General features: G+C 57.2%; 18 protein-coding genes. 11 read left to right on the forward strand and 7 right to left on the reverse strand.

Going from position 1 to position 21,720, the window contains the following annotated elements:
• The first annotated feature begins 124 nt into the window (after positions 1-124).
• Entirely contained in the window at positions 125-397 is a 273-nt protein-coding gene (locus FHW76_RS21745; RefSeq protein ID WP_004177859.1) for a DUF3811 domain-containing protein, read from the forward strand.
• Here the strand turns inward: FHW76_RS21745 and rluF are convergent.
• Positions 394-1,269, reverse strand: a complete 876-nt coding sequence (rluF, locus tag FHW76_RS21750) for a 23S rRNA pseudouridine(2604) synthase RluF (RefSeq protein WP_183476983.1) — start codon at positions 1,267-1,269, stop codon at positions 394-396. The genes FHW76_RS21745 and rluF overlap by 4 nt on opposite strands.
• Positions 1,270-1,618: 349 nt before the next feature.
• Between rluF and FHW76_RS21755 the strand changes: the two genes are divergently transcribed.
• From FHW76_RS21755 to FHW76_RS21790, 8 genes are all read left to right on the forward strand, one after another.
• Positions 1,619-2,566, forward strand: a complete 948-nt coding sequence (locus FHW76_RS21755) for a sugar-binding transcriptional regulator (protein ID WP_002884616.1) — start codon at positions 1,619-1,621, stop codon at positions 2,564-2,566.
• 70 nt (positions 2,567-2,636) lie between these two features.
• Positions 2,637-3,440, forward strand: a complete 804-nt coding sequence (locus tag FHW76_RS21760) for an SDR family oxidoreductase (protein WP_002884614.1) — start codon at positions 2,637-2,639, stop codon at positions 3,438-3,440.
• Positions 3,441-3,449: 9 nt separating this feature from the next.
• Complete coding sequence (locus FHW76_RS21765; RefSeq protein ID WP_002884611.1) at positions 3,450-3,857, forward strand: PTS sugar transporter subunit IIA; 408 nt, start codon at positions 3,450-3,452, stop codon at positions 3,855-3,857.
• Entirely contained in the window at positions 3,857-4,351 is a 495-nt protein-coding gene (locus tag FHW76_RS21770) for a mannose/fructose/sorbose PTS transporter subunit IIB (protein ID WP_004151751.1), read from the forward strand. Before FHW76_RS21765 ends, FHW76_RS21770 begins: the two co-directional genes overlap by 1 nt.
• A 65-nt stretch (positions 4,352-4,416) precedes the next feature.
• Complete coding sequence (locus tag FHW76_RS21775; RefSeq protein ID WP_002884608.1) at positions 4,417-5,217, forward strand: PTS mannose/fructose/sorbose transporter subunit IIC; 801 nt, start codon at positions 4,417-4,419, stop codon at positions 5,215-5,217.
• Positions 5,218-5,228: 11 nt separating this feature from the next.
• Positions 5,229-6,053: a PTS system mannose/fructose/sorbose family transporter subunit IID gene (locus tag FHW76_RS21780; RefSeq protein WP_002884590.1), complete on the forward strand. Its 825-nt coding sequence runs from the start codon at positions 5,229-5,231 to the stop codon at positions 6,051-6,053.
• Positions 6,054-6,125: 72 nt separating this feature from the next.
• Positions 6,126-7,358, forward strand: a complete 1,233-nt coding sequence (gene sorE / locus FHW76_RS21785) for an L-sorbose 1-phosphate reductase (RefSeq protein WP_008807323.1) — start codon at positions 6,126-6,128, stop codon at positions 7,356-7,358.
• Positions 7,351-8,160 (forward strand): shikimate 5-dehydrogenase, encoded by an 810-nt coding sequence (locus tag FHW76_RS21790; RefSeq protein ID WP_022065226.1) that lies wholly within the window; start codon positions 7,351-7,353, stop codon positions 8,158-8,160. Before sorE ends, FHW76_RS21790 begins: the two co-directional genes overlap by 8 nt.
• 87 nt (positions 8,161-8,247) lie before the next feature.
• On the opposite strand, the gene FHW76_RS21795 is transcribed toward FHW76_RS21790, so the two are convergent.
• A complete protein-coding gene (locus FHW76_RS21795) occupies positions 8,248-9,879 on the reverse strand; it encodes a Na/Pi cotransporter family protein (RefSeq protein WP_008807325.1) in 1,632 nt (543 codons plus the stop codon).
• A 130-nt stretch (positions 9,880-10,009) separates the two neighbouring features.
• On the reverse strand, positions 10,010-13,693 hold the full coding sequence (gene metH / locus FHW76_RS21800) for a methionine synthase (RefSeq protein ID WP_023296890.1): 3,684 nt from the start codon (positions 13,691-13,693) through the stop codon (positions 10,010-10,012).
• A gap of 194 nt (positions 13,694-13,887) precedes the next feature.
• Here metH and iclR point away from each other — a divergent pair, with 194 nt between their 5' ends.
• The gene (iclR, locus tag FHW76_RS21805) at positions 13,888-14,718 is read left to right on the forward strand and encodes a glyoxylate bypass operon transcriptional repressor IclR (protein ID WP_004206826.1); all 831 of its coding nucleotides are present in this window, start codon (positions 13,888-13,890) and stop codon (positions 14,716-14,718) included.
• A gap of 50 nt (positions 14,719-14,768) precedes the next feature.
• Here the strand turns inward: iclR and aceK are convergent, their stop codons facing one another.
• The 4 genes from aceK to metA form a co-directional block, all read right to left on the reverse strand.
• Entirely contained in the window at positions 14,769-16,553 is a 1,785-nt protein-coding gene (gene aceK / locus FHW76_RS21810) for a bifunctional isocitrate dehydrogenase kinase/phosphatase (protein ID WP_012969170.1), read from the reverse strand.
• 102 nt (positions 16,554-16,655) lie between these two features.
• Positions 16,656-17,960 (reverse strand): isocitrate lyase, encoded by a 1,305-nt coding sequence (aceA, locus tag FHW76_RS21815; RefSeq protein ID WP_032701149.1) that lies wholly within the window; start codon positions 17,958-17,960, stop codon positions 16,656-16,658.
• A gap of 79 nt (positions 17,961-18,039) precedes the next feature.
• The gene (gene aceB / locus FHW76_RS21820; RefSeq protein WP_008807330.1) at positions 18,040-19,641 is read right to left on the reverse strand and encodes a malate synthase A; all 1,602 of its coding nucleotides are present in this window, start codon (positions 19,639-19,641) and stop codon (positions 18,040-18,042) included.
• Between the two features lie 260 nt (positions 19,642-19,901).
• A complete protein-coding gene (gene metA / locus FHW76_RS21825; protein ID WP_008807331.1) occupies positions 19,902-20,831 on the reverse strand; it encodes a homoserine O-succinyltransferase in 930 nt (309 codons plus the stop codon).
• 156 nt (positions 20,832-20,987) lie between these two features.
• Here metA and FHW76_RS21830 point away from each other — a divergent pair, with 156 nt between their 5' ends.
• Entirely contained in the window at positions 20,988-21,443 is a 456-nt protein-coding gene (locus FHW76_RS21830) for an acetyltransferase (protein ID WP_117105928.1), read from the forward strand.
• Positions 21,444-21,720: the final 277 nt, after the last annotated feature.

Genomic DNA, 21,720 nt, shown 5'->3' on the forward strand with positions numbered 1-21,720 from the left:
CCTAAGCCAGACCCGCGCACTGGTCACCAACGAGGGAAATATTCTGCGAGGCGCTTTCCGGATGCGTTCTATTTTGCGCTGATTGCCGTACACTGGGTGCTCTGGTCTGACTGAGGGCACCACCATGGCACTCCCCCGTATTACACAAAAAGAGATGACCGAGCGCGAACAGCGCGAATTGAAAACGCTGCTTGACCGCGCGCGCATTGCGCATGGCCGCCCGCTGAGCAATGCGGAAACGAACAGCGTGAAAAAGGAATATATCGATAAGCTGATGGCGCAGCGTGAAGCGGAAGCGAAGAAAGCCCGCCAGGTGAAAAAACAGCAGGCTTATAAAACGGATAAGGAAGCGACCTTTTCCTGGTCGGCGAATACGCCGACCCGCGGCAGGCGTTAACGCCCTTTCTTTTTACGTCCCGGCTGGGTGAAACGTTTCCCGTTAGCAGCCGGGCGGCCCTTATCGTTGCTATTTTCCATCTTCACCACCGGGCGCTTGATGCCGGGAGTCGCCGCTTTGGCCTTCGGCCTGGCTTTCGGCTTCGCTTCGGAAGAGGAGTTTTCAATCAGCTTGAACAGGTCGATCAACTCGTCATCGGTTAGATCACGCCATTCCCCCAAGGGGATCCCCGTCAGGCTCACGTTCATAATCCGCGTACGCTCAAGCTTCGTCACTTCATAGCCAAAGTGCTCGCACATACGACGGATCTGGCGATTCAGCCCCTGCACCAGAGTGATGCGGAAAACGAACAGCGCCTCTTTCTTCACTTTACATTTTTTCGTCACCGTCCCGAGAATCGGCACCCCCGCGCCCATCCCGCGAATGAACTCATCGGTCACTGGCTTATCGACCGTCACCAGATACTCTTTTTCATGGTCGTTGCCGGCACGCAGGATCTTGTTCACCAGATCACCGTGGTTGGTGAGGAAGATCAGCCCCTGAGAATCTTTATCCAGACGGCCAATAGGGAAGATACGCTTGCTGTGGTTGACGAAGTCGACAATATTGTCGCGTTCGCCATCTTCGGTGGTGCTCACAATACCGACCGGCTTATTCAGCGCAATCAGCACCAGATCATCCGCTTCACGCGGCTCAATCAACCGTCCGTTCACTTTGACCAGGTCACCAGGCTTCACCTGATCGCCAATGGTGGCGCGCTTGCCATTAATAAAGACGTTGCCTTGTTCAATAAAGCGGTCCGCTTCGCGACGCGAGCAGATGCCGCTTTCGCTGATGTATTTATTTAATCGGGTTGATGAGTCGGGCAGCATAGATTCTCCTGTAAAAGCGAAATATACCCTACCTTGTGGGCGAGAAAAAAGATGTGCCTTTGCGCCCTCCGGCGCAAGGTGTGATCGACTACGCCTTTTTTCACAAAAGTGTCCCGCTCAACGCCTGGCAACTTTGCATGATGAAATATCACAGAATCAGCGATTTAGCGTGCAATGCACAAAGGTGCCAACAACCCGCTATTGATAACGCAAATGTGCAAGATTATTCGCCAGATTAGGGTGATGAAATAAAAGAAAATCGCTTTAAACGGTGGCTCTAATAGGGTTATATCAGATCAACAGCACAAACCCGCGATTTGCACAAATGTGCAGGAGCCTGCAGATGACCATGGAAAACAGCGATGATATCCGGTTGATTGTCAAAATCGCCCAGCTCTATTACGAGCAGGATATGACTCAGGCGCAAATCGCTCGCGAGCTGGGGATCTATCGCACCACCATCAGTCGCCTGCTGAAGCGCGGCCGCGAGCAGGGCATTGTTACCATCGCCATCAACTATGACTACAATGAAAACCTGTGGCTCGAGCAACAGCTCAAGCAAAAATTTGGCCTGAAAGAGGCGGTGGTTGCCAGCAGCGATGGGCTGCTGGAAGAAGAACAGCTGAGTGCGATGGGCCAGCATGGCGCCCTGCTTGTCGATCGGTTGCTGGAGCCAGGCGATATCATCGGTTTTTCATGGGGCCGCGCCGTGCGTTCGCTGGTGGAGAACCTGCCGCAGGCCAGCCAGTCACGCCAGGTGATCTGCGTCCCCATCATCGGTGGACCTTCCGGTAAACTGGAGAGCCGCTACCATGTGAACACCTTAACCTACGGCGCGGCAGCCAGACTGAAAGCGGAATCCCACCTTGCCGATTTTCCAGCCCTGCTGGATAACCCGCTGATCCGCAACGGCATCATGCAGTCCCAGCACTTTAAAACCATCTCATCCTACTGGGACAGCCTGGATGTGGCGCTGGTGGGTATTGGTTCACCGGCCATTCGCGACGGCGCAAACTGGCACGCCTTCTACGGCAGCGAAGAGAGCGACGATCTCAACGCCCGCCACGTCGCCGGGGATATCTGTTCGCGTTTCTACGATATTAACGGCGGGTTAGTCGATACCAATATGAGCGAAAAAACCCTGTCGATCGAAATGGCGAAGCTGCGCCAGGCTCGCTATTCCATCGGCATCGCCATGGGGGAAGAGAAATACTCTGGCATTCTTGGCGCATTGCACGGACGCTATATTAATTGTCTGGTGACAAACAGAGAAACGGCTGAGTTATTACTGAAATAACACACAGGATATGATTTCACGTAGCACCCGCTGCGGGGGATCCCTTTATCTAAAGAAATGGGAGTGAATAATGAATACCTGGTTAAATTTAAAAGATAACGTCATTATCGTGACCGGCGGCGCCTCGGGAATTGGGCTGGCCATTGTCGATGAATTATTATCACAAGGTGCTCATGTCCAGATGATTGATATTCATGGCGGCGATCGTCATCACAATGGCGATAATTATCACTTCTGGCCGACGGATATTTCCAGCGCGACAGAGGTGCAACAGACTATCGATGCCATTATTCAGCGCTGGTCGCGTATTGATGGTTTGGTCAATAACGCTGGCGTGAATTTCCCGCGTTTATTAGTCGACGAAAAAGCACCGGCCGGCCGCTATGAATTAAACGAAGCCGCTTTTGAAAAAATGGTCAATATCAACCAGAAAGGGGTGTTTTTCATGTCGCAGGCGGTGGCGCGTCAAATGGTCAAACAGCGCGCCGGTGTGATTGTCAATGTCTCTTCGGAGAGCGGCCTGGAAGGCTCTGAAGGTCAAAGCTGCTACGCCGCGACCAAGGCCGCGCTCAACAGCTTTACCCGCTCCTGGTCCAAAGAATTGGGTAAATATGGGATCCGCGTGGTCGGCGTTGCGCCGGGGATCCTCGAAAAAACCGGTCTGCGGACACCGGAATATGAAGAGGCGCTGGCCTGGACGCGCAATATCACCGTCGAGCAACTTCGCGAGGGATATACCAAAAACGCCATTCCCATCGGGCGGGCAGGAAAGCTCTCGGAAGTGGCTGATTTTGTTTGCTATCTCTTGTCAGCGCGCGCCAGCTACATCACCGGAGTCACCACTAACATTGCCGGCGGAAAAACGCGCGGTTAAGGAGGCAGTATGGTTCACGCTATCTTCTGCGCCCACGGCCAGCTGGCCGGGGCCATGCTTGATTCGGTATGCATGGTCTACGGCGAGGTTAACGTCAGCGCCGTCGCGTTTGTCCCCGGCGAAAACGCGGCGGATATCGCCATTAACCTGGAAAAGTTAGTAAGCGCCCACACCGATGAGGAGTGGGTAATCGCGGTAGATTTGCAGTGCGGAAGCCCATGGAATGCCGCAGCCGGGCTGGCAATGCGTCACCCGCAGATCCGGGTGATTAGCGGCCTGTCGCTGCCGCTGGCGCTCGAGCTGGTGGATAACCAGCATACCCTGAGCGCCGATGACTTATGCCAGCATCTGCAGGCCATCGCCAGTCAGTGCTGTGTGGTCTGGCAGCAGCCAGAAACCGTTGAGGAGGAGTTCTGATGCAAATTACCCTCGCCCGTATTGATGACCGACTGATTCATGGCCAGGTCACCACCGTGTGGTCAAAAGTCGCCAACGCCCAGCGGATAATTATCTGCAATGACGATGTATTTAACGATGAGGTTCGCCGGACCCTGTTGCGCCAGGCGGCTCCGCCAGGCATGAAGGTAAACGTTGTCAGTCTGGAAAAAGCGGTTGCGGTCTATCATAACCCGCAATATCAGGACGAGACCGTCTTTTATTTATTTACCAATCCACACGATGTTTTAACGATGGTGCGCCAGGGCGTGCAGATCGCCACGTTAAATATTGGTGGCATGGCCTGGCGACCCGGTAAAAAACAGCTAACCAAAGCCGTTTCTTTGGATCCGCAGGATATTCAGGCATTCCGTGAACTCGATAAACTGGGCGTAAAACTCGATTTACGCGTGGTCGCATCAGATCCGTCAGTCAATATTCTCGACAAAATTAACGAAACAGCTTTCTGCGAATAAAAAATAGCGCCTGTTGTGATATGCCGTAGCAGGCAGGATGACTCACACCTTAAAGGTCAAAAATTATGGAAATTAGTACCCTACAGATAATAGCCATATTTATTTTTTCCTGTATTGCCGGAATGGGCAGCGTGCTGGATGAATTTCAGACCCATCGGCCCCTTATCGCCTGTACCGTGATTGGCCTCATCCTGGGCGATTTAAAAACCGGGGTTATGCTCGGCGGTACGCTGGAGCTGATCGCCCTCGGCTGGATGAACGTGGGGGCAGCGCAGTCGCCAGATTCGGCGCTGGCCAGCATTATCTCCGCCATTCTGGTGATTGTGGGCCACCAGAGCATTGCCACCGGTATCGCCATTGCTCTGCCGGTGGCCGCCGCCGGGCAGGTGCTGACCGTTTTCGCCCGTACCATTACCGTGGTGTTCCAGCACGCCGCGGACAAAGCGGCCGAGGAGGCGCGCTTTCGCACCATCGACCTGCTGCATGTCTCCGCGCTGGGGGTGCAGGCACTGCGCGTGGCAATCCCGGCGCTGGTGGTCTCGCTGTTCGTTAGCGCGGACATGGTCAGCAGTATGCTCAGCGCGATCCCGGAATTCGTCACCCGCGGCCTGCAGATTGCCGGTGGTTTCATTGTCGTCGTGGGCTACGCGATGGTGCTGCGAATGATGGGCGTGAAGTACCTGATGCCCTTCTTTTTCCTCGGTTTTCTCGCCGGGGGTTATCTCGACTTCAGCCTGCTGGCCTTCGGCGGCGTGGGCGTCATCATCGCGCTGATCTACATCCAGCTCAATCCACAGTGGCGTAAGGCTGAACCCGCCGCCTCCACTGCCCCCTCTGCCCCCGCCCTTGACCAGCTTGACGACTAATGGAGCCGAAAATGGAACAGAAAAAAATCACGCAAGGCGACCTGGTGAGCATGTTTCTCCGCTCCAACCTCCAGCAGGCCTCCTTTAACTTCGAACGTATTCATGGCCTGGGGTTTTGCTACGACATGATCCCGGCGATCAAACGCCTGTATCCGCTCAAAGCCGATCAGGTCGCGGCGCTGAAGCGTCATCTGGTGTTCTTTAATACCACGCCGGCGGTGTGTGGCCCGGTGATCGGCGTCACCGCCGCCATGGAGGAGGCCCGGGCTAACGGCGCGGCCATTGACGATGGCGCTATCAACGGCATCAAAGTGGGTCTGATGGGCCCGCTGGCCGGCGTCGGCGACCCGCTGGTCTGGGGCACGCTGCGGCCGATTACCGCGGCCCTTGGCGCCTCGCTGGCCCTCTCCGGCAATATTCTGGGACCTTTGTTATTTTTCTTTATTTTCAATGCGGTGCGGCTGGCAATGAAGTGGTACGGCCTGCAACTGGGCTTCCGTAAAGGGGTCAATATCGTCAGCGATATGGGCGGCAATCTGCTGCAGAAGCTGACCGAAGGCGCCTCCATTCTCGGCCTGTTTGTCATGGGGGTGCTGGTGACCAAATGGACCACCATCAATGTGCCGCTGGTGGTGTCCCAAACGCCCGGTGCAGACGGCGCCACCGTCACGATGACCGTCCAGAACATCCTCGATCAGCTCTGCCCCGGCCTGCTGGCGCTGGGCCTGACGCTACTGATGGTGCGTCTGCTGAACAAGAAAGTGAATCCGGTCTGGCTGATTTTCGCCCTTTTCGGCTTAGGCATTATCGGCAACGCCCTCGGCTTTCTGTCCTGATTATTCCGCCCCGGCGATGCCGGGGTGACGTCAACAACATAGCCCCGAAAGATGAAGGGGATGAGGTGGTTTATGCAAACAACAACGGCCCTGCGCCTGTATGGCAAACGAGACCTGCGCCTGGAAACCTTTACCCTCCCGGCGATGCAGGACGATGAGATCCTCGCCCGGGTGGTCACGGACAGCCTGTGTCTTTCCTCATGGAAAGAGGCCAATCAGGGTGCCGATCATAAAAAGGTGCCAGATGATGTGGCCACCAGGCCCATTATTATCGGTCATGAATTCTGCGGCGAAATCCTTGCCGTCGGTAAAAAGTGGCAGCATAAGTTTCAGCCAGGGCAGCGCTACGTGATCCAGGCCAACCTGCAGTTGCCCGACCGACCCGACTGCCCCGGCTACTCATTCCCATGGATCGGTGGCGAAGCCACCCATGTGGTGATCCCCAATGAGGTGATGGCGCAGGATTGCCTGCTCACCTGGGAGGGGGATACCTGGTTTGAAGGATCGCTGGTGGAGCCGCTCTCCTGCGTCATTGGCGCTTTCAACGCCAATTATCATCTGCAGGAGGGGAGTTACAACCACGTGATGGGGATCCGTCCTCAGGGACGCACTCTGATCCTGGGCGGGACGGGGCCGATGGGGCTGCTGGCTATCGACTATGCGCTGCACGGCCCCATCAATCCTTCACTACTGGTAGTGACCGATACCAATAAGCCGAAGCTCAGCTACGCCCGCCGTCATTACCCCTCTGAGCCGCAGACGCTGATCCACTACCTCGACGGCCATGAGGCCAGTCGCGATACGCTGCTGGCGCTCAGCGGCGGCCATGGCTTCGACGATATCTTCGTGTTTGTGCCAAACGAACAGCTGATCACCCTGGCCTCCTCGTTGCTGGCTCCGGACGGCTGCCTGAATTTCTTTGCTGGCCCCCAGGATAAGCAATTCAGCGCCCCGATCAACTTCTACGACGTGCACTACGCCTTTACCCACTACGTCGGCACCTCCGGCGGTAATACTGACGATATGCGCGCCGCGGTGGCGCTAATGCAGGCGAAAAAGGTCCAGACGGCGAAAGTGGTCACCCATATTCTCGGCCTGAACGCCGCGGGTGAAACCACCCTCGATCTGCCTGCCGTCGGTGGGGGAAAAAAGCTGGTGTATACCGGAAAAGCCTTCCCGCTCACGCCGCTGGGCGAGATCGCCGATCCCGAACTGGCAGCGATTGTGGCGCGTCACCATGGGATCTGGTCCCAGGAGGCTGAAGCGTATCTGCTGGCCCACGCGGAGGATATTACGCATGATTAACCGCGATACGCTGTTGTGCATCTCTCTGGCGGGTCGCCCCGGCAACTTCGGCACCCGCTTTCATAACTATCTGTATGACAAGCTGGGGTTGAACTACCTCTACAAAGCCTTTACGACAACGGATATTGAGGCGGCGGTAAAAGGGGTTCGCGCATTGGGTATCCGCGGCTGTGCGGTCTCCATGCCGTTTAAAGAGAGCTGCATACCGTTTCTTGACGCGGTCGACCCGTCAGCAAAAGTCATCGACTCCGTCAACACCATCGTCAATGACGACGGGAAGTTAACCGGGCTGAACACCGATTACATCGCGGTCAAAAGCCTGATCGCCAGCCATCGGCTCGATACCAACGCCAGAGTGATGATTCAGGGTAGCGGCGGCATGGGGAAAGCCGTCATTGCCGCCTTCCGTGATGCCGGTTTCCGCGACGTGATCATTGCGGCCCGCAATCGCCAGCGCGGCCTGGCGCTGGCAAAACAGTATGGCTTTCAGTGGCAGCCCCTGCCCGAAGGGATCGCAGCCGAGATTCTGGTCAATGTCACACCGCTGGGTATGGCGGGGGGAGCGGAAAGCAACACGCTGGCGTTCAGCGAGGCCATGGTGGCCCAGGCCAGCGTCGTGTTTGACGTGGTCGCGTTGCCGGCGGAAACTCCGCTGATCCGCCTGGCGCAGCAACGGGGTAAGCAGACCATCAGCGGTGCGGAAGTTATTGCCCTGCAAGCCGTCGAGCAGTTTGCCCTTTATACCGGCGTACGGCCGGATAGCGCGCTGGTGGCAGAGGCCTCGGCGTTTGCCAGAAGCTAGGATGTCCCTCCCGGGAAGGCGTCAGCCACGTCCCGGGAGGGCTACCTCGCCAGAAAAGAAGCGACATAAACGGAAAAATAATCCGTCTCAGTAGTCATCTCGTTCGTCGTCTTCATCCGGCTGCTCCATCACGCTGTAGGCCACCGAGCAGAACAGGCTGTTCAGACGCTTCATATCCCCCAACAGCGCCAGGTGCAACGTACTGGTTTCGATACTCTGCACGTTCTGCTGATGCAGACGGTCAACGTGCGCATGCGAGTAACGGCGGTTAAGAATGCGGAACCGGTGTTTGCTGCGCCGCAGACGGCGGGCGCTGGGTACATCGCTGGAGAAGAAGACCGACATCGCCAGCTGCAGATTGCTGAGCAGCAGATCGTACAGCGCATCCAGCTCCTTTAACCCTTCCACCGAGAAGGCGCGCCGCGCCGCCAGCGATTTATCGGCGATCTCGCTGCCCATCCGCTCGACGATATCGGACGCCTGCTCGAGGTTTAGCGACATCTCAATGATTTCCGCCCAGCGCCGGGACTCCTCCTCCGCCAGCTCATCCTTTGGCATTCGCGCCAGATAGAGCTTAATGGCGGTGTAGAGCACGTTGATATCGTCCGCCATACGACGTAGCTCTTTCTCCTGACGCGGTTCGCCATGCATCACTTTATGCAGGCTCCCCAGCATCTGCTCCATCGCATCTCCAATGCGCAGCGTCTCGCGCGCGGCATTGGCCAGCGCCAGCGCTGGCGTATCCAGCGCCGACGGGTCAAGATGCTTGGGTTTCAGCTGGTTATCCAGCTCGGGCTCATCGCGGATCATACGCTGGCACAGCTTCGCCATCGGTCCGGCAAAGGGCACCATCGCGATGCAGCGCAGCAGGTTATAAAAGACGTGGAAGTAGATAACCAGCTCAGACTCCGCCAACGGCAGCTTGTGCATCGCCGCGGCCAGCGGATGGACAAATGGCAGAATAATCAGGCTCCCCACCAGCTTAAACAGCAGGCTACCCAGCGCCACGCGGCGCGCCGCCGCGTTTGCCGCGCTGTTGTTGAGCATCGCCAACAGCCCGGAGCCCAGGTTGGCGCCAATTACCAGGCACAGCGCCACCGGGAAGGAGATTGCTCCCGCCGCGGTCAGCGTCGCCGTCAGCAGCACCGCCGCCAGGCTGGAGTAGCTGATGATCGCGAATACGGCGCCAATTAAGGCATCCAGCATGATATCGCCGGTCAGCGAGGCGAAAATCACCTGCACGCCGTTGGCCTGGGTGATGGGGTTCACGGCCTGCACAATCAGCTCCAGGGCCAGCAGGATCAGCCCCAGACCAATCCCCACTCGCCCCAGCTGCCCGGCGCGGGTTTGCTTGCGGCCAAGGAAGAAGATCACCCCGATAAAAATGAGTAGCGGCGATAGCCACGACAGGTCGAAGGTCAGCACCCTCGCCATCAGCGCCGTCCCGACGTCGGCCCCCAGCACCATTACCAGCGCTGGCGTCAGGCCCACCAGATCCTGGGCGACAAACGAGGTCACCAGCATGGTGGTGGCATTGCTGCTTTGCACCAGCGCAGTGACGCCAAGACCCGCGCAGAAGGCGAGCGGCTTTTTCTCTACGCTGCTACTGAGAACGGTACGCAGGCGAGCGCCATAGACGCGCATCACCCCGGTACGCACAATATGCGTGCCCCACACCAGCAGAGCAACCGCGGACAACAGGTGTAGCAGAGTTAACACGGAATCAGCTTCTCCTTATCATTATAGGTTTTCCGAAGATCAGGAACCTCTCTCAGTATAAGGGGTTAACCTCAATAAAGAGACAAGGCGCTCACAGAGCGCCTTGTTTGTTGTAAGGAAAGGTGACGATTTAGTCGGCATCATAGCCCAGATTAGGCGCTAACCAGCGCTCGACTTCCGCCGGGGTCATCCCTTTACGCAGCGCGTAGTCTTCGACCTGGTCGCGCTGGATCTGCGCCACGGCGAAGTACTTGCTGTCCGGATGGCTGAAATACCAGCCGGAAACCGAGGCGCCCGGCCACATGGCGAACGATTCGGTGAGCTTCATACCGGTATGGGCTTCGACGTCCAGCAGCTGCCAGATGGTGCCTTTTTCGGTGTGCTCCGGACAGGCCGGATACCCCGGCGCCGGACGGATCCCCTGGTAATTCTCGCGAATAAGTTCCTCATTGCTGAGGTTCTCATTGGCCGCATACCCCCAGTACACCTTACGCACTTTCTCGTGCAGATATTCGGCGAAGGCTTCCGCCAGACGATCGGCGATGGCCTTGATCATGATCTTGTTATAGTCATCATGCTGCGCTTCATAGGCGTCCGCCAGCGCGTCCTCTTCCAGGCCGCCGGTCACGGCAAAGGCGCCGATGTAGTCCGCCTTGCCGCTCAGCTTCGGCGCGACAAAATCGGCGAGGCAGTAGTTCGCGAAGCCGACCTTTTCCGTCTGCTGACGCAGATGATGGCTCACCGTCAGCACGTGGGTGCGGGTTTCATCGCGATAAATTTCAATATCGTCGCCCACGCGGTTGGCCGGGAACAACCCGACCACGCCGCGCGGGTTCAGGGTTTTCTCTGCGCTGAGTTTATCTAACAAATCGTTGGCGTCTTTGAACAGGCGCTGTGCCTCTTCGCCCACCACTTCATCTTCCAGAATCCGCGGGTATTTACCCGCCAGCGACCAGGTCATGAAGAACGGCGTCCAGTCGATGTAGTTGCGCAGCGTCTCGATGCTCGCTTCCACCTCCTGTACCCCCAGGCGATGGGCCACCGGCGGCGTGTAGCTCTCCCAGTCGAAGGCCAGATCGTTTTCCCGCGCGGCGGCCAGGGTCACCGGCGGCGTGCGCGGTTTTTTACGCCCATGCTGGATACGCACGGTCTCATACTCTTTACGCGTGCGGGCGACAAAATCATCGCGCTGCGTATCCGAGAGCAGCGCAGCCACCACCCCGACGGTGCGCGAGGCGTTCTGTACGTAAACGGTCGGGCCACTGTAGTTCTGCTCGATTTTCACCGCCGTATGCGCTTTCGAGGTAGTCGCGCCACCGATCAGCAGCGGGATGGTAAAGCCCTGGCGCTCCATCTCTTTCGCCACGTTAACCATCTCGTCCAGTGACGGAGTAATCAGCCCGGAAAGGCCGATCAGATCCGCATTGACCTCTTTGGCGGTTTTGAGAATTTTATCCGCCGGGACCATCACGCCAAGATCGATAATTTCGTAGTTATTGCACTGCAGCACCACGCCGACAATGTTTTTACCGATGTCGTGAACGTCGCCTTTTACGGTGGCAATCACCATTTTGCCGTTACTGGAGCCCTGTTCTTTGCTGGCTTCGATATAAGGTTCGAGGTAGGCCACCGCCTGTTTCATCACGCGAGCGGATTTCACCACCTGCGGCAGGAACATTTTACCTTCGCCGAACAGGTCGCCGACCACGTTCATGCCGTCCATCAGCGGCCCTTCAATCACCTCAATCGGGCGGGCAGCCTGCTGACGCGCCTCTTCGGTGTCCTGTTCGATAAATTCGGTAATGCCCTTCACCAGCGAATATTCGAGACGCTTTTTCACGTCCCAGCTGCGCCATTCCGCCTGCTGAGCATTCGCGCCGTCGTCCGCTTTGCTGCCGCGATATTTTTCCGCCAGCTCAAGTAACCGTTCGGTACTGTCATCGCGGCGGTTAAGGATCACATCTTCGACCGCGTCGCGCAGCTCGCCCGGCAGATCGTCGTAAATCGCCAGCTGGCCGGCGTTGACGATCCCCATATCCATGCCGTTACGGATCGCATAGTAGAGGAACACGGCGTGGATCGCCTCACGTACCGGGTCATTACCGCGGAACGAGAAAGACACGTTGGAGACGCCGCCGGAGATCAGCGCATGCGGCAGCTCGCGCTTAATGTCTTCACAGGCGCCGATAAAGTCCTGCGCATAGTTGTTGTGCTCTTCGATACCGGTCGCTACCGCAAATATATTGGGGTCAAAGATGATATCTTCTGGCGGGAAGCCGACCTCTTCGGTAAGAATTTTGTAAGCGCGACGGCAAATCTCAATTTTGCGTTCGCGGGTGTCGGCCTGGCCGACTTCGTCAAAGGCCATCACCACTACCGCGGCGCCATAGCGGCGAACCAGCTTCGCATGGTGGATAAAGGGTTCGACGCCCTCTTTCATCGAAATCGAGTTAACAATGCCTTTGCCCTGAATGCATTTCAGACCCTTTTCAATGACTTCCCACTTGGAGGAGTCGATCATGATCGGCACGCGGGCAATGTCCGGCTCGCCGGCAATCAGGTTGAGGAAGCGCACCATCGCCGCTTCCGCGTCGAGCATCCCCTCATCCATGTTGATATCGATAATCTGCGCGCCGCTTTCGACCTGCTGACGGGCAACGTCCAGCGCTTCGCTGTACTTCTCTTCTTTGATCAAGCGCTTAAATTTCGCCGAGCCGGTGACGTTGGTACGTTCGCCGACGTTAACGAACAGGCTGTCGTCGCCGATGTTCAGCGGCTCCAGGCCGGCGAGGCGGCAGGCCACCGGCAGTTCCGGCAACTGGCGCGGCGGTAAACCGGCCACCGCCCGGCTCATAGCGGCAATATGCTCCGGGGTCGTACCGCAGCAGCCGCCGACGATATTGAGGAAACCGGCTTCCGCCCATTCGCGAATTTGCGTCGCCATGGTGTCGGCATCCAGATCGTATTCACCGAAGGCGTTGGGCAGACCGGCGTTCGGGTGCGCCGTGACGTAGCATTCGGCGATGCGCGACAGCTCCTGGACATACTGCCGCAGTTCGTCCGGCCCGAGGGCGCAGTTCAGACCAAACGATAAGGCTTCGGCGTGACGCAGCGAGTTATAAAAGGCTTCGGTGGTCTGTCCGGAAAGCGTGCGGCCGGACGCATCGGTGATGGTGCCGGAGATCATCAGCGGCAGGTCAACGCCCAGCGCCTCCAGCTCCTCTTTCACCGCATAGATGGCCGCTTTGGCGTTCAGAGTATCAAATACCGTTTCAATCAGGATCAGATCCACGCCACCTTCCACCAGCGCCCGGGTGGATTCGCGATAGGCGGCCACCAGCTGGTCAAAGGTAATATTACGGAACGCCGGATCGTTCACATCAGGCGAAATAGAGGCGGTACGGTTGGTCGGGCCAAGCACGCCCGCGACGTAGCGCGGTTTTTCCGGCGTGCGGGCCGTCCAGGCGTCGGCGCTGGCGCGGGCCAGCTTCGCCGCGGCAAAGTTGATCTCGGCCGACAGGGATTCCATCTGGTAATCCGCCATCGCGATGGTCGTCGAGTTAAAGGTGTTGGTCTCAATGATATCCGCACCGGCCTCGAAGTAGGCGTCGTGGATCTCGCGGATCACCTCGGGCTTGCTGAGCACCAGCAGGTCGTTGTTGCCTTTCAGGTCGCACGGCCAGTCAGCAAAGCGCTCACCGCGAAAGTCCTGCTCACTCAGACGATAGCCCTGGATCATGGTGCCCATGCCCCCATCCAGAACCAGAATACGTTCTTTTAACTGCTGATGCAGTTGCTCAACTTTGCTGCTCACACTTGCTCCCGACAACGCTCAACTCAGGCCAAATAGCCAACAAACCATACTGGCATAAACCACCGGAGCGGAAAAGACAACAACAGGCAATATGAGACATGTTCAGCTTCACTCCTCCGATGAGTCCGGTTGTGATTGCATTATCGCCAAATAAAACGAAAATCATTTCCACGATACAGAAAAAGGAGTCCGCGATGGCCACTACCCCCGTTCCCGCGAAACGCGGCAGAAAACCCGCGGCTGCCACCGCCCAGCAGGCTGGCGGTCAGGTTCAGTCGCTGACCCGCGGCCTGAAATTGCTCGAATGGATTGCCGAGTCTCACAGCAGCGTCGCGCTAACCGAGCTGGCGCAGCAGGCGGGTCTGCCCAACTCCACCACCCACCGCCTGCTGACCACCATGCAGCAGCTGGGCTTCGTCCGCCAGGTGGGCGAGCTGGGCCACTGGGCCGTCGGGGCGCATGCCTTCGTGGTCGGCAGCAGCTTTCTGCAAAGCCGCAATCTGCTGGCGATTGTCCACCCGATCCTGCGCCAGCTGATGGAAGATTCCGGTGAAACGGTGAATCTGGCGGTGCTTGACCAGAGCGACCACCAGGCGATCATTATCGACCAGGTGCAGTGCACCCAGCTGATGCGTATGTCGGCGCCGATCGGCGGTAAACTGCCGATGCACGCCTCCGGCGCCGGGAAGGCGTTTCTCTCGCAATTAAGCGAAGAGCAGGTCACCAGCCTGCTGCACCGTAAAGGGCTGCATGCCTATACGCATGCCACGCTGGTCTCGCCGCTGCATCTGAAGGAAGATTTAGCGCAGACCCGCAAACGGGGCTACTCTTTCGATGACGAGGAGCACGCGCTCGGCCTGCGCTGCGTCGCCGCCTGCATTTATGATGAACATCGCGAACCGTTCGCGGCAATCTCCATCTCCGGGCCGATTTCACGCATGACCGATGACCGGGTGACCGAGCTGGGCGCGCTGGTGATCAAAGCGGCGAAGGAAGTGACGCTGGCGTATGGCGGGGTTAAATAAAAAAATGCCCCACTGGGGCATTTTAAGTAGGCCTGATAAGCGTAGCGCCATCAGGCAGATCGGCGCACCCTGCCGGATGGCGGCGTAAACACCTTATCCGGCCTACTGTCAGCGCCATAGCGCACGCTAAAACGCTGCTTGCGCCGGTAGGCGTAAACATCTTCCACATGGCCGTTTTTAATCCGCGTCTGCAGCTCGCGCCAGTAGTCCGCGCGCAGCAGGTCGGCATGCATCTCCTCAAACAGCGGCCCAACGCGCGGGTCGGCGCACAGCCAGTGGCGGAACTCCTCCGGAAACACATCCCCCGGCGAAACGCTGTACCACGGCTCGCTGGCCAGCTCATCTTCCGGATAGCGCGGCGGCGGGATCTGGCGGAAATTCACCTCTGTCATATAGCAAATTTCGTCATAGTCGTAGAACACCACCCGGCCATGGCGGGTGACACCGAAGTTTTTAAACAGCATATCGCCGGGAAAGATGTTGGCGGCGGCCAGCTGGCGGATAGCATTGCCATACTCTTCTACCGCATCACGCAATGCCTGGCCGTTAACCTGCTCCAGCCACAGGTTGAGCGGCACCATTCGCCGTTCAATATACAGATGACTGATGACGATGCGGTCGCCGAGATCGGTAAGTTTGTTCCCCGCTTCCGCCTGCAACAGCGCCAGCAGCGCCGGCGCGATTTGCCGTTTATCCAGCACGAAATTTTCAAACTCCTGGGTATCCGCCATCCGCCCGACGCGGTCATGCTCCTTTACCAGCTGATAGCAGGCGCGCACGTGGGCGGCGGTCACCTCTTTCTGCGGCGCGAAGCGGTCTTTGATCACCTTAAACACCCGGTCAAACCCCGGCAGGGTAAACACCAGCATCACCATCCCGCGAATGCCCGGCGCTTCAATAAACTGCTCATCGCAGCGAGTAATGTAGTGTAAATATTCGCGATAGCTTTCGGTTTTGGCGTGCTTCTGACAGCCAATCGCCATGTACAGCTCGGCCGTCGTTTTGCCCGGCAGGATCTCACGCAGCCATTCCACCAGAGCGCCGGGCAACGGCGCATAAACCATAAAATAGGAACGCGCGAAGCCAAAAACGATGCTTGCTTCGGCATGGGTGGTCAGGCAGGTGTCAACAAACAGCTCACCCTCATCGCTGCGGTGGATCGGCAGCAAAAAAGGCAGCGTCGCCATCGGCATGACCAGTTTGCCCACCAGCCAGGCGGCTTTATTCCGGTAGAACAGCTCATTGGCGACCTGCAGATGACAGGTGGCGAGCAGTTCCTCCCCCAGCGCCTCCTGCAGACTGGCAATGATATAGCCGATATCCCGCGCTTTGTTCTGCCACGGCAGCCGCAACGGCAAATCGGACAGTACTTTGCCCAGCAGGTGGGACCAGCCGCGTTCCGGAAAGAAATCTTTCGCCAGCGGTCGCGGTAGGGTGCGAAAGGGACGCTCGGGCTGCGAACTGAAAATAAAGAGCCGCTCGGGGGTCAGCGAGCGGTGGTCAAACAGTCGGCAGTAGACCGAATTGAAAAAGCTCTCGGCAATTTCAAAGCGAGGGTAATCCGGCAACAGTTGGGTGTACTGCTGTTTCACCCGCAGAAGAAAATCGACGTCGGTACTTTTCCCTTCGGTAATGCAGCGCAGCTGCTCTACCACCAGGCCAACGTGGTGATCGTAGAGATGGATACGCTGCTTCATCGCCTGCTGTACGGCGTGCCAGTCAGCCTGTTCAAAGCGCTGCTGCGCGCCGGAGGTCACCTCCAGGAAACGCCCGTACTGGGCGTCGAATCCCTGTAAAATGGTTTGGGCAATCAGTAGTTCCAGGCCACGCGTCATCGCTTTCCCCCATCCGGCACCACGTCATGCCGGATGGCGCGCTCGCTTATCCGGCCTGCATCCCTTCCCAGGCCCGGTCAGCGTCGCGCCGCCGGGCATGGCTCAAAACTGATCTTCTTCGGTCGAGCCGGTCAGCGCCGTCACCGATGAGGCGCCGCCCTGGATAATGGTAGTGACTTTGTCGAAGTAGCCAGTGCCCACCTCCTGCTGGTGCGAGACGAAGCTATAGCCTTCCGGCGCGGCAGCGAATTCCGGCTGCTGCACTTTCTCAACATAGTGGCGCATCCCCTCACCCTGAGCGTAGGCATGGGCGAGGTCGAACATGTTGAACCACATGCTGTGGATCCCGGCGAGGGTAATAAACTGGTATTTGTATCCCATGTCCGACAGCTGCTGCTGGAAGCTGGCGATGGTTTTATCGTCGAGATTTTTCTTCCAGTTAAACGACGGTGAGCAGTTATAGGCCAGCAATTTGCCCGGGAAACGCGCATGGATAGCCTCAGCAAAGCGGCGCGCCTGCTCAAGATCCGGTTTCGACGTTTCGCACCACACCAGATCCGCATACGGCGCATAAGCCAGCCCGCGACTGATCGCCTGCTCGATCCCGGCGTGGGTGCGGAAGAACCCTTCGCTGGTGCGATCCCCGGTAATAAACTCACGATCGTACGGATCGCAGTCAGAGGTAATTAAATCGGCCGCATCGGCATCGGTACGGGCGATCACCAGCGTCGGGACCCCCATCACGTCGGCTGCCAGACGCGCCGCCACCAGCTTCTGAATCGCCTCCTGGGTCGGGACCAGCACTTTACCGCCCATATGACCGCACTTCTTCACTGACGCCAGCTGATCTTCGAAGTGAACCGCCGCTGCACCGGCTTCAATCATCGATTTCATCAGCTCAAAGGCGTTAAGGACGCCGCCAAAACCGGCCTCCGCATCCGCCACGATCGGCAGGAAGTAGTCGATATAACGCGGATCGTTCGGTTCAATCCCGACCGACCACTGGATCTGATCGGCACGACGGAAAGTGTTGTTGATCCGATCCACCACCGCCGGTACCGAGTTGGCCGGATACAGCGATTGATCCGGATACATGCTGGACGCCAGGTTAGCATCCGCCGCCACCTGCCAGCCGGAGAGATAAATGGCTTCGATACCCGCCTTCGCCTGCTGCAAGGCCTGGCCGCCGGTCAGCGCGCCGAGACTGTTGACGTACCCTTTTTTCGCCTCACCGTGCAGCAGACGCCACATTTTCGCCGCGCCAAGCTGCGCCAGCGTGCATTCCGGATTCACCGAGCCGCGTAACTTCACCACCTCTTCCGCGCTGTACGGGCGGGTAATGCCTTCCCAGCGCGGGTTCGTCCACTCTTTATTTAATTCTTCGATTTGTTGGGTACGGGTTTTCATGTGCAGATGCTCCATATAATTTCCTGGCTCCCCAGGCGCATTGGTGAAGGACTAAATGGCGAACCACACCATCTGGCGATCAGGCCAGCAGGCGGTAGCCCGGTAATGTCAGAAAATCAATTAGCTCGTCGGAGGTGGTGATCTGCTCCATCAGTCGCGCCGCATCGTCAAAGCGGCCGTGGCTGAAACGGTGCTCTCCCAGCTCCTCCTGAATCACCATCAGCTCTTCCGCCAGCCACTGGCGGAACAGCGCCTTCGTGACCGGGGTGCCGTCGTTCAGGGTTTTCTGATGATGGATCCACTGCCAGATAGAGGTGCGCGAGATCTCGGCCGTCGCGGCGTCTTCCATCAGGCCATAAATCGGGACGCAACCGTTGCCGGAGATCCAGGCTTCGATGTACTGCACCGCCACGCGAATGTTGGCGCGCATCCCGGCTTCCGTGCGCTCGCCCTCGCAGGGGGCCAGCAGCTGTTCGGCGGTAATTGGCGCATCCGCGCTCCGGGTGACCGAGAGCTGATTCGGCTTATCGCCCAGTACGCGGTTAAACACCGCCATAGCGGTATCCGCCAGCCCCGGGTGGGCAATCCAGGTGCCATCGTGACCATTGTTCGCCTCCAGCTCTTTATCGGCGGTGACTTTGCTCAGCACCTGACGGTTACGTTCGGCATCTTTGCTCGGGATAAACGCCGCCATGCCGCCCATCGCAAACGCACCGCGTTTGTGGCAGGTCTTAATCAACAACCGTGAGTAGGCGCTGAGGAACGGTTTATCCATCGTCACCACCTGACGGTCAGGCAACACGCGGTCCGGATGGTTTTTCAGCGTTTTGATATAGCTGAAGATGTAGTCCCAACGGCCGCAGTTCAGGCCAACAATATGGTCGCGCAGCGCATGCAGGATCTCATCCATCTGGAACACCGCTGGCAGCGTCTCAATCAGCAGCGTGGCCTTGATGGTGCCGCGCGGCAGGTCAAAGCGATCTTCCGTAAAGCTAAAGACATCGTTCCACCATGCCGCCTCCTGCCAGGCCTGGGTTTTTGGCAGATAGAAGTAGGGACCGCTCCCCTTCGCCAGCAGCGCCTGGTAGTTATGAAAAAAATAGAGCGCAAAATCGAACAGACTGCCGGGGATGGCCTCATTACGCCAGGTGACGTGCTTTTCCGGCAGGTGCAGGCCGCGCACACGGCATACCAGCACAGCGGGATTGGGCTGCAGCTGGTAGATTTTGCCGGCCTCGTTGGTGTAGCTAATAGTCCCGTTCACGGCATCACGCAGGTTAATTTGGCCATCAATGACTTTACGCCAGTCAGGCGCCAGCGAATCCTCAAAGTCCGCCATAAAGACTTTGACGTTGGCATTCATCGCGTTAATGACCATTTTGCGTTCAACGGGACCGGTGATTTCAACACGGCGATCCTGCAAATCCGCCGGGATACCGCGGATGGTCCAGTTTCCATTTCTAATGGAAGCGGTTTCCGAAATAAAGTCAGGAAGTACACCTTGATCAATGGCCTGCTGCTGCTGCTGACGCGCGGCCAGTAGCTTATTACGCGCCGGCGCAAAGCGGCTCACCAGTTCCGTCAGAAATTCTACCGCCTCAGGCGTTAAGATCTGCTTCTCCTGCTCGCCATAGGGCTGACTAAAGGCCAGTTCATCGGTGATTGTCGCCTGCTGCGTCATTGTGCTGTTCCTCTTGGTTGATCCGCTGGAAGCGAGCGAGAGATCGTTGTGTAGTTTTCGCTCAGCACAATTAAGACTACTCAATTAATTTTCAAAATCAAAAACAATTTCCATTTTAATTTTAAAATATAGTTAACATATTGATAACAATGGAATTAAAGTTATCATTGAGCATGAAGTGAATTTCGGAAATAAAAAAGGCACCCGAAGGTGCCAGAGGCAAAGTGCTGAAACGCTTTAGGATCGTTTCGTGTAGAGTATTACTCCAGTGTAGGATTCATATGGCGCAGATCGTATGGTGTAATCTGGTAGACATAATAGTTAAGCCAGTTAGCAAACAGCAGATTGCCGTGGCTCCGCCAGGTGGCGCGCGGTTTGTTCTGCGGGTCGTTTTGCGGAAAATAGTTGTAAGGAACCTCTGGATTCAAACCGGCTTCCACATCGCGGAAATATTCGCTTGCCAGGGTATTGGCATCGTACTCCGGGTGGCCGGTAACAAAGGCGATGCGCTTATCTTTGCTGGCAAACAAATACGCATCGCCCTCTTCCGTCTCCGCGAGGATCTCGAGATCGGTGTAGTCGCGGATAAGTCCCGCCGGAAAATCAGCATAGCGTGAGTGCGGGGCCAGGAAAGAGTCGTCGAAACCGCGGGTCAGTAAGGCGTGTGGATGCAGAATATGGTGTTCATAAACGCCAGAAATCTTTTCGGCGCGGGTCTGCTTCGGAATGCCGTACAGAATATTCAGCGCGGCCTGAACCGCCCAACAGACGAACAACGTGGAGGTGACGTGATCCTTCGCCCACTCCAGCACCTGTTTGATCTGTGGCCAGTAAGCAACATCGTTAAACTCAACCAGGCCTAAGGGGGCACCGGTGACAATCAGGCCATCAAAGTTCTGATCGCAGATCTCATCGAAATTGCAGTAAAAGTTATTCAGATGCTCCGCCGGCGTATTACGCGACTCACGCGCATCAATACGCAACAACTGGATGTCCACTTGCAGCGGAGAGTTCGATAGCAGACGCAGGAACTGATTTTCCGTCTCGATTTTCTTCGGCATCAGGTTGAGGATTAACACCTTCAGGGGGCGAATTTCCTGAGTCGTTGCACGTGTTGTCGTCATCACAAAGACGTTTTCATTGCGCAAGAAACTGACGGCTGGTAGCTCGTCCTGCACCCGAATTGGCATAACTGTATTACCTCATAGCATACGTATAAACGTTTAGACATCCAGATAGCTGAAGATAACCAGGAATCGGGTGAATGTCGAGTCTGCATGTTCACGGTGAGAAAATTTCACGGCGCGCATTGAGTTAGAATATAAGAATGAAGAAAAGGAGAAACTATGGTTATTAGCATCCGCCGTTCCCGGCCAGATGAAGGGGATAAACTGATTGCGATATGGTGTCGGTCGGTCGACGCCACGCACGATTTTCTGTCAAAAGCGTATCGAAAGGAGCTGGAGGAGATGGTACGCGCATTTTTACCGGAGGCTCCGCTGTGGGTGGCGGCTAACACCCAGGACCAGCCGATCGCCTTTATGCTGCTTACCGGAGAGCATATGGATGCGCTGTTCGTCGATCCGGATGTCCGCGGCTGTGGCGTGGGGAAATTGCTGATTGAGCATGCCCTGTCGTTAACGCCAAAGCTGACGACGAATGTGAATGAGCAGAATGAACAAGCGGTCGGGTTTTATCAGAGGATGGGTTTTAGCGTGACAGGGCGTTCTGAGACGGACGATCTGGGGCAACCGTATCCGTTATTGAATTTGATACATGAGCAGCAGGCTGAAGCAGACTAAGATTGACGTCGCAACTGCTGACCCTTAGACAGGGACCTCCCCGGAGGCGGTGCTGCGCACCTTGTCCGGGCTACAGGTCGTGCAGGGCGGGTGCGAATCCGTAGCCCCGGTAAGCACAGCGCCACCGGGGAGACATGCCGGCACGCTGCCCGGTCCACAGAAACGCAAAAAGCCCATCCGTCAGGATGGGCTCTTCACTTGTTTGATGCCTGGCAGTTCCCTACTCTCACATGGGGAGACCCCACACTACCATCGGCGCTACGGCGTTTCACTTCTG

Origin of the sequence: Klebsiella sp. RC2 (genome assembly GCF_014192815.1) — a bacterium.
In the GTDB taxonomy this organism is placed as follows: Bacteria; Pseudomonadota; Gammaproteobacteria; order Enterobacterales; family Enterobacteriaceae; genus Klebsiella; species Klebsiella variicola.